Raw genomic sequence first — 13065 nt, forward strand, 5'->3', positions numbered from 1 at the left:
TTATGCATTGGAAGACCCACTCCACCTTCGCATTGGTTCTGGCCCTATGGGGTAACGCGGTCCACGCCAAAAAGCCCGAGATCGTGATCGACCCGGGCGGGGTCACCCCGCAATCTTTGCAAGTCATCACGCAGGCGGTGAACGTGATCGCCACGCAGGCCGAGGATCAGGACGGCGGCGAAGCCGACCGCTTGCGCCGCCGGGCCCGCGATGCCACGCAGACGGCGCTCACCACACAAGGCTATTTTGCTTCTGAGGTCACGCTCGAGCCGGATACCGACGCCCTTGGCGAAACCTGGAACATCAGCATCAAGGCAGGCAAACGCTCGACGATTGCCGGGGTGGATCTCACCTTCGCGGGCCGCATCACCGGCGACGATTATGCCGAGCGGATTGCCGCCTTGCGCCGCGCGTGGCTGTTGCCAGAGGGCCGCCCCTTCATCAATGCCGACTGGAACAAGGCCAAGTCCGAGTTGCTCAATTCGGTGTCGAGCAAGGATTTTCTGCTGGCCAGGATGACGTCATCGGAGGCTGCGGTGAATCCGGACGCCGGTGAAGTGCGGTTGCGCGTGGATATCAATAGTGGGCCTGCCGTGAAGATGGGCGAGCTCGAAACCACCGGGCTGAACCGCGTGCCCGATTCGCTGATCGGACGCTATATCCGCTATCGCCCCGGCGCGGCTTACGACCAGGACAAGCTGGACACCTGGCAGCAGGATCTGCAAGGCACGTCGTTTTTCCGCGGAGCCTTCGTGTCGCTGCAGCGCCCCGGCGGGCCGGACATGTCGCCGCAGGCCGGCGAGGCGCCGGACGAGCGCGGCAATGCGCGGGACGCCCAGCAAGCGGCCGCGGGACCCGCCAAGGATGGCCTGTCGGTGGGAGGGCAAGATCCAACCTCGCCGCGTGGCGACGCGCGCGTGGCCGGTGGCCGCGATGGGCGCGCGGCCGAAGCGGTCGATCCCAATGGCGAAATTACCTTGCCGGTGCGCGTTCGGGTCGTCGAGGCGCCGCCCAAGCGGCTGTCGGCGTCGATCGGCGTGGACGATAGCGCGGGTGTGCGGCTCGAAACGCAGTACCGGCAGAACGTCGTGCTGGGGCAACCGGTCACGTTGGAGACGGGTATCGGCCTGGATCGGCTGCGCCAGCGGGCCTACGCCGACATCGGGTTGCCGCCCGACCAGAAGGGCAACAAGGATAGCGTGGGTGTGCTGGCCGACCGGTCGGATATCGAGGGCTTGAAAGTGACGCGGTTCGCGCTGGGCGCCACGCGGTTGCGTGAACGCGCGGCCGGCGACGGCAGCCGGGTCGAATACGAAAACCGGTGGGGCTTGCTTGCCGCGCACGATCGCATCGAAATCGATGGTGAAAAGCCCTACAACCTGCCCACGTTGACGGCCACCGCCGAATGGCTGCGCCGCGACGTGAACAGCAAATACGACCCGCGCGAGGGCAACCTGATTTCGTTGGGCACCGGCGTGGGCGTGACGTTGGACAACGGCGAGCCGTTTACCCGGCTGCGCGCTCGGGCGCAGAAATGGTGGCCGATCGGCGAACGCGACGTCCTGACGACGCGGGCCGAAGTGGGCAAGGTGTGGTCGGCGGCACGGGTCAGCGTGCCTGACGATTTCGGTTTTCGTACCGGTGGCGCACGCTCGATCCGGGGCTATCGCTATCAAAGCATCGGCACCAAACGGGGCGACGCCACGGTGGGTGCGCCCGCGCTGGCGGTCGCCAGCGTCGAGTACGACCACTACTTCGATGAGCGTTTCGGGGTAGGCGTGTTCGTCGACGCGGGCGACGCCGCCGAGTCTTTCGGCGATATGAAAATGGCGATCGGCTATGGCGTGGGGGGACGGGTGCGTACACCTGCCGGGCCCTTGTTTCTTGACGTGGCCTGGGGGCAGCGCGAACGCGATCTCCGGCTGCACTTTTCCTTGGGTCTGGCGTTTTGAATGGATTGAGCAAACTGCTGCGGCGGCTTCTGGTGTGGACGCTGCCCGCGATGGTGCTGTTGCTGGCGGTGGTGTTGGGATTCGCCTTCTGGGCGATGGGCACGCAAACCGGCACGCGGATTCTGCTGACCACCGCCGCCAATCAGCTGGACGGCGAGGCCGTAGGCGTGTCCGGCACGCTGCTCGAGGGCGTTTCGGCGCAACGTCTGGCGATCAAGCTGCCGGGCGTGGATGTGGCGATCGACGACCTGAATCTGGTTGTGGACTGGAAGGCGCTCAATGCCCGCCGCGTACACGTTCGCGCGCTGTCGGCCAAAAGCCTGACAGTTGCGCTTTCCGATACGGATAAGCCGGCCGAGGAAGATGCGGGGCCTGCGGGTCCGCTGTCGCTGCCGGTGGATATCGCCGTCGATCGTCTCGCCATCGACCAATTCAATTTCACGCAGAATGGGCATCCGTTGCCCGTATCGCTCAGCCGTTTGCAAGCCACTTTGGCGGCCAACGGCAACGGCGCGCAATTGCGCGTGAATAGCCTGCATATCGACCATCCGATCGCCAAGACCGATCTTCAAGCAGAGATCAACCTGGCATCGCTCAACGATCCGTACCCGCTCGAGGCGCGGCTGATTGCAGCGGCCACCGGCATTGGCGCGGACTCGCCGCTGTGTCTGGATCAGTATCTGGATCCGGCCGGGCGTGCGCTGGCGCGCGATAAGGACGGCAAGCCGATCAAGGCTGGCGCCGGGAAACCCGCGAAGTCCGCCGCACTGTCGCCGCGCGACCGGTATCGGGCGATGACCGCCACGGCAGCGGTCTATGACGCGGCGCTCGTCGCGCGGCCTGCCGCTCAAGCGCCAGGCCAGGCGGCGGGCATTGACGGCGCGCCTTCAGCGGCGGAATCAGCACGCGCGTCCTGCCCGGCGGTGGTCACCGTGCACGCGAACGGCTCGCTCGACGCCCTGACCATCAAACTCGACGGCGAGGGCTCGGGCCTCACTTTGGCGGCGAATGCCGATCTCACGCCGCGCGGGTTGTTCCCCCTGCGCCGCGCCGACGCGGCCGTCACCCTGGCCGATGGCTCGGGCCTTACCGCCCAGGTCGACTGGACCACCGAGCAAATGGAAGGGTTTGTGCGCGATGTGCTCAAGGGCACGCTCGCCACCCGTCGTCTTGACGTGGCGCGTCTGGCGGGCGGCGGCATGCCGCAGGCACTGTTGACCACGGATCTGGCCTTTTCGGCCGAGTTGCGCGATCAATCGGCCCTGCAACAAGCGCAAGTGGATCTGACGGTGGCCGAGGGCAGCCGCTGGAACAAGCAGCCGCTGGCGGGCAAAGTGGCGGCACGCGTGGCCACTGATACGCTCGCCGCACCGGCGGTCGCCGGGCAGGCGCAAAGCGCCGAAGCCGAAGCGCTGGCGGGGTTCCGCATCGATAACGTCGACATCGACTTGAGGCTGGGGCCCAACAAGGTGCAGGCACAGGGCAGTTTGGGTGCGACAGAAAGCGCGATTACGCTGGCGGCGACGGCGCCGAGGCTCGATGCCTTCTGGCCCGATCTGCCGGGCGGCGCCGATTTGAAGGCCCGGCTTGCCGGCACCATCGCCTCGCATCAGGGCGAACTGACTGCGCGTTACACGCCGGCCAACGCCCGTGAAAACGCCTTGGGCCGCGCGCGCGCCGATGCGGCGCTGGCATTCAGCGGCGGCTGGGGCAAGGGTGCCGGTACGGATCCTCAATCTGCACTGGTGGGGTGGCGCGGTCAGTTGTCCAAGCTCACAGCCTCCCACGCAGGATTCGATGTGGGCATCGCGCGTCAGATCGAGGTCGCATTCCTGCCGGACGCACAGGCGCCGCAATGGCAGTGGCAGGTGGGTGCTGCCGAGGTGGGCGTGGGCTTTCCCAACAAGCAACGCATGACGCTCGCGCACGCCGGGTCGCGTGGGGGCGCGGGACGTTGGGAAACGGCGGGCCGCATCGATAACGCAATCGTGTCGCCCGCGCTGGTCGAGAGCATCATGCGCGCCCTCGACCCCGATGCCGCCCAGCAGGCGGCGCGCGAGCGCGGGCGTGTGAACGCACGGCCGAGCGACGCGGCACGCAGCATTGGGCTGGACGCCTCCTGGGATCTCAAGTTCGCCAACGCGTTGTCGGGCCAGGCGCGCATCGCGCGCCGCAATGGCGACGTGATGATCCCGGGCGATCCGCCGATTCCGCTCAATCTGCAAGCGCTCGCCGTGGATCTCGTGGCCAAGCCTACCGGCGGCGCGGCCAGCCGGGTGGATGCCACGATCAACGTGGCCACGGCCAAGATGGGCACGGTAAAGGGTAACGCCAGCGCCATGCTCAACGGCCTGGCCCTGGACGAAAAGCAGCCCTTGCGCGCCAAACTGGATGCCAACATCGCCGATCTGGCCTGGGTGAGCCTCTTTACCGGCGACTCGATCGAGTTGGGCGGTGCCGTCACCGCCAGTATCGATACGCAAGGCACGCTGGCCGGCCCGTGGCGCACCAGCGGCACGATCCGCGGCAGCAAACTGCGCGTGATCCGTATCGACGATGGGGTGCGCCTGTTCGACGGCACGCTCTCGGCACGGCTCGAAGACAACACCGTCATCCTCGATAGCCTGCGTTTTCCCGCCTCCTTGCGTGTGATGCCGGACGAATGGCGTACCCGCACCTGGATCACCGAGAACGAAGGCGCCAAGGGTGGCTACATCGAGGCAAAGGGCAAATGGAATCTGGTGGAGTCGGTCGGCAACGTGCGCGTCGACGTCCATCGTTTTCCGGCCCTGCAGCGTAGCGACCGCTATGCCATGATCTCGGGCGTACTCAACATCGACGCCGCGTTGCCGCGTGTGACGATCACTGGCGATCTGACGGCGGATGCCGGGTGGGTGAGCCTGGAGATCCTGCAAAGTGTGCCGTCGCTGGACGACGACGTGCGCGTGGTGCGGCCGGGAACGCAAACGCAGGCGTCTGCCGGCACGCCCATGCAGATGAGCATGAACCTTAAATTCGACATGGGGCCGCGGTTCTACATCACAGGCATGGGGCTCGATGCGGGTTTGATCGGCAATATCCAGATCGTTATGGATGACGGGCGCCTATCCGGTGTGGGCGCACTGCGCACGCGCGGTGGGCGGATCGAAGCCTACGGCCAGAAGCTGCAATTGCGGCGCGGCACGCTGACCTTCCAGGGCGCGTTGGACAACCCGATTCTGGATATCGAAGCCTTGCGCACCGGCGAGCAGGTCGAAGCGGGTGTGCGCGTGGTCGGCACGGCGCAACGCCCGCGCATCGATCTGGTGTCCTACCCCGATGTGGACGACGTCGAAAAGCTGTCGTGGCTGATTCTGGGCCGCGGCCCCGATGAAAGCGGCGCCGACACGGCCCTGCTGCTGTCGGTGGGTACAGCGCTTCTGGGCGGTGGCGAACCTTTCTATCGGCGATTCGGGCTTGACGACGTCAGCGTGCGTTCCGGGGCCATCGGCAGTTCGGGCAGTCTGCTGCCCGACCGCACCGTGGCGGGCAACGTCAACCGTGACAGCGACAGCGATCTGGCCACGCAATTCCTGGTGGCGAGCAAAAAGTTCGCCAATGGGATTACCCTGAGCGTGGAGCAGGCGATGGCCGGCTCCGAAACCGTCGGCCGCGCCAGCTATGCGTTGTCGCGCCGGCTGTCGGTCGATTTGAAAGGCGGCTCGGTCAACGGGCTGTCGCTGATTTATCGCACTTTTTTCAATGATTGAGCGCGCGCGGGTCGCACCGCCGCCAACGATTGGCCCAGCATCGTTAAAATATGCGTCACTTTAGAAACGGGTTACCTCATGAGCATTAAAAGCGACCGCTGGATTCGTCGTGCTGCCGAAGGCGGCATGATCGAGCCTTTCGAACCTGGCCAGGTGCGTACCGACGCCCAGGGCGAGCGCATTGTGAGCTACGGCACGAGCAGCTATGGCTACGACGTGCGGTGCTCGAACGAATTCAAGATATTCACAAACATCAATTCAACCATCGTCGATCCCAAGCGGTTCGACGAGAAGTCGTTCGTCGACTTCAAGGGCGATGTGTGCATCATTCCGCCGAACTCGTTTGCGCTGGCGCATACGGTCGAGTATTTCCGCATTCCGCGCAGCGTGCTTACCGTTTGCCTGGGCAAAAGCACCTATGCGCGCTGCGGCATCATCGTCAATGTGACGCCGCTCGAGCCCGAATGGGAAGGCCACGTCACGCTGGAATTTTCGAACAGCACGCCCTTGCCCGCCAAGATCTACGCTGGCGAAGGCTGCGCGCAGATGCTGTTCTTCGAAAGCGACGAGGTGTGCGAAACGTCGTACAAGGATCGCGGTGGCAAATATCAGGGGCAGCGTGGTGTCACGTTGCCGCGCACCTGAAGCATTCGGATGCAAACCGCTGCACTCCTGCCGACGCCGTGGCGCTCGGCGTTCCTATAATCGACTGTATGCCTGTACAGGGCCGATCGTAGGAGATAAGCGATGTTTGAATTTCTCAAGCGCGACACCCAGGACGACACCCAACAGATTCAGGACGAGTTTGTGGCGAACGTGCAGGCAGCGGCCGATGGTTTCGTGGCCGACTTCGCGCGCGACGACCTCGTCCTCGATTACAGCGCGGCCAGTCTGCGTGCGGTCGACATGCTGTTGGGCCAGGCGGCGTTGGGCAAACTTGAGCTGTCGAGCCTGCAGTCGCTCGGTGCCGCCTCGTATGTGTATGAAGTGGCGCGTCGCGCCCATGGCGGCCTGTATGAAGTGTGCGACGACGACGATCCCGTGGTGCTCGTCACCGGCGAGCCCGAGTTCGATGTGTGCCTGTGCGCCATTTCCAAGGTCGAGAACGCGGCCCGGGGTACCGACCGCGGCGACTCGCTGCCCGAGTTCTATCAACGTTTCGCGGCCGGCGTGGCCGCACGCACGTCGGAAGTGATCCGCTAGTGCCCGATTCCGCACTCTTTTCATATTTGGCCCGCGCTCAGGCGGGCTCTCGTTTTTGCTGCACGCCTTTTGCGTGTTCATTGTCAGCGCACGGACACGATAGCGCTGTACACTCGCGTCCGTTTTGGCCTACCTCAGGAGCGCCCGCATGAAATTCCGCTTCCCCATCATCATCATCGACGAAGACTACAGATCCGAGAACGCCTCGGGTCTGGGCGTTCGCGCGCTGGCTTCCGCGATCGAAGCCGAGGGGATCGAAGTGGTGGGGGTGACGAGCTACGGCGATCTGAGTTCCTTCGCCCAGCAGCAAAGCCGCGCGAGCGCATTCATCCTGTCGATCGACGATGAAGAGTTCGACGCCGATTCGCCCGAGGACGTGGCCAGCGCCATCAAGAAACTGCGCTCGTTTATCGCCGAACTGCGCTTTCGCAACGAAGAAATCCCGATCTACCTCTACGGTGAAACGCGTACCTCCGAGCATATCCCCAACGATATCCTGCGCGAGCTGCATGGCTTCATTCACATGTTCGAAGACACGCCCGAGTTCGTGGCGCGTCACATCATCCGCGAAGCCCGCAGCTACGTGGATTCGCTGCCGCCGCCGTTCTTCCGTGAGCTGGTCAAGTACGCGCAGGACGGATCGTACTCGTGGCACTGCCCGGGTCACTCAGGCGGTGTGGCGTTCCTGAAAAGCCCGGTGGGCCAGATGTTCCACCAGTTTTTCGGTGAGAACATGTTGCGCGCCGACGTGTGCAATGCCGTGGACGAACTGGGCCAGTTGCTGGACCATACCGGCCCCATCGCCGAATCGGAACTGAACGCGGCACGCATTTTCAACGCCGATCACTGCTACTTCGTGACCAACGGCACGTCGACCTCCAACAAGGTCGTCTGGCATGCCAACGTGGCTGCCGACGACATCGTGCTGGTCGATCGCAACTGCCACAAGTCGATTCTGCACGCCATCACGATGACGGGTGCGATCCCGGTGTTTCTGCGTCCGACGCGCAATCACCTGGGCATCATCGGGCCGATTCCGCTCGAAGAATTCGAACCCGAAAATATCCGCAAGAAAATCGAGGCCAACCCGTTTGCGCGCAAGGTCGCGAACAAGCAGCCCCGCATTCTGACGCTCACGCAAAGCACGTACGACGGCGTGATCTACAACGTCGAAATGATCAAGGAAAAGCTCGGCAGCTACGTCGACACCTTGCACTTCGACGAAGCCTGGTTGCCGCACGCCGCGTTTCACACGTTCTACAAGGACATGCACGCCATCGGCGTGGATCGTCCGCGTAGCCCCGAAGCGATGGTGTTTGCAACCCACTCCACGCACAAGCTGCTGGCCGGGATTTCGCAGGCCTCGCAGATCATTGTGCAAGAGTCCGAGACCCGCAAACTCGACCGCAATATCTTCAACGAAGCGTATCTGATGCATACGTCGACCTCGCCGCAATACGCCATCATCGCCTCGTGCGATGTGGCCGCCGCGATGATGGAGCCGCCGGGCGGCACCGCGCTGGTGGAAGAGAGCATCAAGGAAGCCATGGATTTCCGCCGCGCAATGCGCAAGGTGGAGTCGGACTACGGCAAGAACGACTGGTGGTTCCGCGTGTGGGGTCCCAATCGTCTGCCCGCCGAAGGCATCGGCAACCGCGATGAGTGGTTGCTCGAAGCCAACGATCACTGGCACGGCTTCGGCGATCTGGCGCAAGACTTCAACATGCTGGATCCGATCAAGGCCACCATCATCACGCCGGGCCTGGATATCTCCGGCGCCTTCGGCGAGACGGGGGTGCCCGCCGCGCTGGTGTCGAAGTATCTGGCCGAGCACGGCATCGTGATCGAGAAGACGGGCCTGTACTCGTTCTTCATCCTGTTTACGATCGGCATCACCAAGGGACGCTGGAACACGCTGCTCACCGCCTTGCAGCAGTTCAAGGACGACTACGACCGCAATCAGCCGCTGTGGCGCATCCTGCCGGACTTCTGCCGCGAGAACCGCCGCTACGAGCGCATCGGTTTGCGCGATCTGTGCCAGCAGATCCACGAGGCTTATCGCGCCCGTGACGTGGCCCGCCTCACCACCGAGATGTACCTGAGCGACATGGTGCCGGCGTTGAAGCCGTCCGACGCCTTTGCACGCATGGCGCACCGCGAAGTCGAACGGGTGGAGATCGATCAGCTCGAAGGGCGCGTCACTGGCGTGCTGCTTACGCCTTACCCGCCGGGCATTCCGCTGCTGGTGCCGGGCGAGCGGTTCAACCGCACGATCGTGCAATACCTGCAGTTCGCCCGCGAGTTCAACGAGCGCTTCCCGAGTTTCGAAACGTATGTGCACGGCTTGGCCGCCGAAGTGATGCCTGATGGCCGCACGCGCTACTACGTGGACTGCTTGATCGAAGACTGATGTTCGACGTTGCCGTCATCGGCGCCGGCGCCGCGGGCATGATGTGCGCCGCGGTGGCCGGTCAACGCGGCTTGCGCGTGGTCATCATCGACCACGCGGAAAAGCTCGCGGAGAAGATCCGCATCTCGGGGGGCGGGCGCTGCAACTTCACCAATCTGGGCACGTTGCCGGCCAATTTTCTCTCGGATAATCCGGCGTTTTGCCGCTCAGCCTTGAGCGCGTATACGCCTGAGGATTTTCTGCAGTTGATCAAAAGCCACCGCATCGCCTGGCACGAAAAGCATCGCGGTCAGTTGTTTTGCGATACCTCGAGCGAAGCCATCATCGACATGCTGCGCGATGAGTGCCGCACGGGTGGCGTGCAGTGGCGCATGCCGTGTCGGGTGGACAGCGTGGCCGCCACGCCGGAGGGCTATGCGCTGCAGACGAACCAGGGCGCAATCGCTGCGCGCAAGCTGGTCGTGGCCACCGGCGGCATGGCCATTCCGCAATTGGGCGCGACCGATTTCGGTCTCAAGCTCGCCCGGCAGTTCGGCCACAAGGTAATCGAACCGCGACCTGCGCTGGTGCCTTTGACGTTCGAACCCGACGCCTGGAAACCCTTTGCCAGCCTGTCAGGGGTGGCGCTGGAGGCGCGCGTGGCCACCGGCGACAAACGCGCCGGCGGGGCGTTTCTCGAAGACCTGCTCTTCACCCATCGTGGCCTCTCGGGGCCGGCGATTCTGCAGATTTCCAGCTATTGGCAGCCCAATACCCCCATCCGGATCGATCTCGCGCCCGGGGGCGACCTGGGCGCAGCATTGATCGAGGCCAAGTCGGGCAGCCGTCAGCAGTTGGGGACGGTGCTTGGCGGCTTGTGGCCCAAGCGCCTGGCTGAACAGTGGCTGGCGACGCCGTCCACGGCGCCCGCGCCCGACATGGCCTCGATGCGGCTGGCCGACGCGCCGGACAAGGTGCTGCGCCGTCTGGCCGACAATGTGCATGGGTGGTCGCTGACCCCCACCGGCACGGCCGGGTACAAGAAGGCCGAGGTGATGCGCGGTGGCGTGGATACGCGCGGTCTGGATCAGCGCTCGATGCAGTCGCGCACGCATTCGGGCCTGCATTTCATCGGCGAAGTGGTCGACGTGACCGGGTGGCTGGGCGGCTATAACTTTCAGTGGGCCTGGGCCTCGGGCGCGGCCTGCGGCCGGGCGCTATGAGGCAGACGCGCACGGGCATCCGACTTGCGGCGGTTTGCTTATGATTTTTAGGCGGTTGCTTATGAAGGGGTAGATGAATGTCCGGGCGTGCAGCAGGGCGATACTTGCCTTGACCGGGCCCCGGCGCTTACCCTTGAGAGCGACCTTTTTGTTGAACGATATATAGGAGATGGAACATGGCTTATTCACTGCCGAAATTGCCCTATGACTACAAAGCGCTCGAGCCCCATATCGATGCGCAGACGATGGAAATTCATTACACGAAACACCATCAGACCTATATCAACAACGTAAACGCTGCGCTGGAAAAAGCCGGCGTGGACGCGCCCGCCGACGTGGAAGATCTGGTGGCCGGAATTTCGAAGCTGTCCGCCGACCTGCAGGGTCCGGTGCGCAACAACGGCGGCGGTCACGCCAACCACAGCCTGTTCTGGACCGTGTTGTCGCCTGAAGGCGGCGGTGCTCCGGACGGCGATCTGGCCAAAGCCATCGACAGCGACGTCGGCGGTCTGGACAAGTTCAAGGAAGCTTTCACGCAAGCTGCCCTGACGCGCTTCGGCAGCGGCTGGGCCTGGCTGTCGGTGACGCCGGCCGGCAAGCTCGTCGTGGAAAGCACGGGCAACCAAGACAGCCCGCTGGAAAAGGGCAATATCCCGATTCTGGGTCTGGACGTGTGGGAACACGCTTACTACCTGAAGTATCAAAACCGCCGTCCGGATTACATCGGCGCGTTCTTCAACGTGGTGAACTGGAAAGAAGTGGCTCGCCGCTTCGAAGCCGCCAAGGCAGGCAAGAAGAAGTGATGATCTGGTCCTGTCGTCCCTGACGACAGTCCGATGAGCCGCGACGTGTGCCGCGCGCGATCGGACAGCCCCGATCGGGGCAGGACCCGCAAGACGAATGGCCGGTGCAATCCGGCCATTTTTCATTTTGAGCGGGTGCACTTTCGCGGTATTCTTACGGGGCTGTCCACGTATGACGCGGGAGAGCGCTGGCCGGTTTACCGGTGCAGCCGCCGAAGGCGCAATTCGCCCAGAATCGCTCAGGCATCCGTTACCGCGTCGTGCTTTGCCGTCTCGTGCCGTTTACCGGTGCACGCGGTGAGACAGCACTCTGGAGAGATCCGGCCGCCGTGCTGCCCGAGGGCAGGCTGTGGACCGTGACGCCGAAGGTGCAAACCTGCCATCGCAAGCTGGCAGGGCAACTCTCAGGCAAAAGGACAGAGGGGCGGATCAACCGGGAGGTGACGCATGTGCGTCGCTCACGGCCGAACCCATCCCTTGACGTGCGCCCGCTTACGGCCACGCCGCTCCTGGAGTACCCCGACGATGTCCGCAGCCCCGCTCAAGACGACCCCCCTGGCCGATATGCATCGTGCAGCCGGTGCCCGCATGGTCGATTTCGGCGGCTGGGATATGCCGGTGGCCTACGGTTCGCAGATCGAAGAGCATCACGCGGTGCGCACCGATGCCGGCATGTTCGATGTGTCGCACATGCTCAATGTGGATGTGACGGGCGACGGCGCCACGCGTTTCCTGCGCAAGCTGATCGCCAATGACGTGGCCAAGCTGGCCGCTCCGGGCCGCGCACTCTATAGCTGCATGCTCAATCCGCAAGGCGGGGTCATTGACGACCTGATCGTCTATTTTTTCACGCCCGATCGCTGGCGCGTCGTCGTCAATGCCGGTACGGCCGACAAGGACATCGCGTGGATGAAGCGCGTCGCCCAGGCGACCGACGCAAACGTGACGATCACGCCGCGCCGCGACCTGGCCATGATCGCCGTTCAAGGCCCGCAGGCGCGGGCGCGTGTGTTCGCCGTCCGTCCCGATTGGGCCGCCGCCAGCGAGCCGCTCAAGCCGTTTTCGGCTGCCGTTATCGATGCCGATACGTTGGTCGCCCGCACCGGGTACACCGGCGAGGACGGCTTTGAGATCGTGCTGCCTGCCGACCAGGCCGTCACGCTCTGGAACGACCTCGCCGCCGAAGGCGTGCGCCCGTGCGGCCTGGGCGCGCGCGACACGCTGCGCCTGGAAGCCGGTATGAACCTCTATGGCCAGGACATGGATGAGCTCGTGCATCCGGGCGAAGCCGGTTTGACCTGGACCGTGTCGTTGAAGGATGCGGACCGCGATTTCATCGGCCGTCAGGCCATCGAGCAGTTCCCCGCGCCCGCCGCGTTCGTCGGGCTCAAGTTGCAATCGCGCGGTGTGATGCGCGCGCACATGACCGTACAGACGCCCCAGGGGCCCGGCGAAGTGACCAGCGGCACGATGTCGCCCACGCTAGGCGTGTCGATCGCATTCGCGCGTGTGCCGGCGGGTGTGAAGGCCGGCGATACCGTCACCGTCGATATCCGCGGCACGGCGGTGCCGGCCGTCGTGTGCGCCACCACGTTCGTGCGTCACGGCAAAGCTGTCGAAGCCTCGTAAACTCATTCACGCGGTACTGTAAAACGGCGGATGCGGTGGATGAGTGGATGCCGAATCGCCAAGGTGGCGCAATCGAACCCGCAGGCAGGTCATCCGTCTGTTGGTGCGTGTGCGTGA

General features: G+C 64.2%; 8 protein-coding genes and 2 riboswitches. All 8 genes read left to right on the forward strand.

Annotated features, from left to right (window positions below):
- Window positions 1-2 precede the first annotated feature (2 nt).
- Window positions 3-1952, forward strand: coding sequence for an autotransporter assembly complex protein TamA (locus EYW45_RS06290; RefSeq protein ID WP_161134479.1), 1950 nt, complete (start codon window positions 3-5; stop codon window positions 1950-1952).
- 5 nt (window positions 1953-1957) lie between these two features.
- Window positions 1958-5701 carry a translocation/assembly module TamB domain-containing protein gene (locus tag EYW45_RS06295; RefSeq protein ID WP_202444591.1) on the forward strand — a complete coding sequence of 1248 codons (3744 nt, stop codon included), beginning with the start codon at window positions 1958-1960 and terminating at the stop codon, window positions 5699-5701.
- A 78-nt stretch (window positions 5702-5779) separates the two neighbouring features.
- Window positions 5780-6346, forward strand: coding sequence for a dCTP deaminase (gene dcd, locus EYW45_RS06300; RefSeq protein WP_161134480.1), 567 nt, complete (start codon window positions 5780-5782; stop codon window positions 6344-6346).
- A gap of 102 nt (window positions 6347-6448) precedes the next feature.
- Complete coding sequence (locus EYW45_RS06305) at window positions 6449-6904, forward strand: hypothetical protein (RefSeq protein ID WP_161134481.1); 456 nt, start codon at window positions 6449-6451, stop codon at window positions 6902-6904.
- Window positions 6905-7052: 148 nt separating this feature from the next.
- Window positions 7053-9314: an arginine/lysine/ornithine decarboxylase gene (locus EYW45_RS06310; protein ID WP_161134482.1), complete on the forward strand. Its 2262-nt coding sequence runs from the start codon at window positions 7053-7055 to the stop codon at window positions 9312-9314.
- Entirely contained in the window at window positions 9314-10516 is a 1203-nt protein-coding gene (locus tag EYW45_RS06315; protein ID WP_161134483.1) for a BaiN/RdsA family NAD(P)/FAD-dependent oxidoreductase, read from the forward strand. The genes EYW45_RS06310 and EYW45_RS06315 overlap by 1 nt, the downstream gene beginning before the upstream one ends.
- A 176-nt stretch (window positions 10517-10692) precedes the next feature.
- Window positions 10693-11319 (forward strand): superoxide dismutase, encoded by a 627-nt coding sequence (locus EYW45_RS06320; protein ID WP_161134484.1) that lies wholly within the window; start codon window positions 10693-10695, stop codon window positions 11317-11319.
- 168 nt (window positions 11320-11487) lie between these two features.
- Window positions 11488-11585: riboswitch (glycine riboswitch) on the forward strand.
- 34 nt (window positions 11586-11619) lie between these two features.
- Window positions 11620-11749, forward strand: a riboswitch (glycine riboswitch).
- A 95-nt stretch (window positions 11750-11844) separates the two neighbouring features.
- Window positions 11845-12948 (forward strand): glycine cleavage system aminomethyltransferase GcvT, encoded by a 1104-nt coding sequence (gcvT, locus tag EYW45_RS06325; RefSeq protein WP_161134485.1) that lies wholly within the window; start codon window positions 11845-11847, stop codon window positions 12946-12948.
- Window positions 12949-13065: the final 117 nt, after the last annotated feature.

The organism is Schauerella aestuarii, assembly GCF_009866805.1.
Taxonomy (GTDB): domain Bacteria; phylum Pseudomonadota; class Gammaproteobacteria; order Burkholderiales; family Burkholderiaceae_B; genus Schauerella; species Schauerella aestuarii.

Bases quoted from the DNA above. Each gene is read 5' to 3' on its own strand.
- dcd (WP_161134480.1), top strand. From the start codon at position 5,780: ATGAGCATTAAAAGCGACCGCTGGATTCGTCGTGCTGCCGAAGGCGGC.
- EYW45_RS06315 (WP_161134483.1), top strand. From the start codon at position 9,314: ATGTTCGACGTTGCCGTCATCGGCGCCGGCGCCGCGGGCATGATGTGC.
- EYW45_RS06290 (WP_161134479.1), top strand. From the start codon at position 3: ATGCATTGGAAGACCCACTCCACCTTCGCATTGGTTCTGGCCCTATGG.
- gcvT (WP_161134485.1), top strand. From the start codon at position 11,845: ATGTCCGCAGCCCCGCTCAAGACGACCCCCCTGGCCGATATGCATCGT.
- EYW45_RS06310 (WP_161134482.1), top strand. From the start codon at position 7,053: ATGAAATTCCGCTTCCCCATCATCATCATCGACGAAGACTACAGATCC.
- EYW45_RS06320 (WP_161134484.1), top strand. From the start codon at position 10,693: ATGGCTTATTCACTGCCGAAATTGCCCTATGACTACAAAGCGCTCGAG.
- EYW45_RS06305 (WP_161134481.1), top strand. From the start codon at position 6,449: ATGTTTGAATTTCTCAAGCGCGACACCCAGGACGACACCCAACAGATT.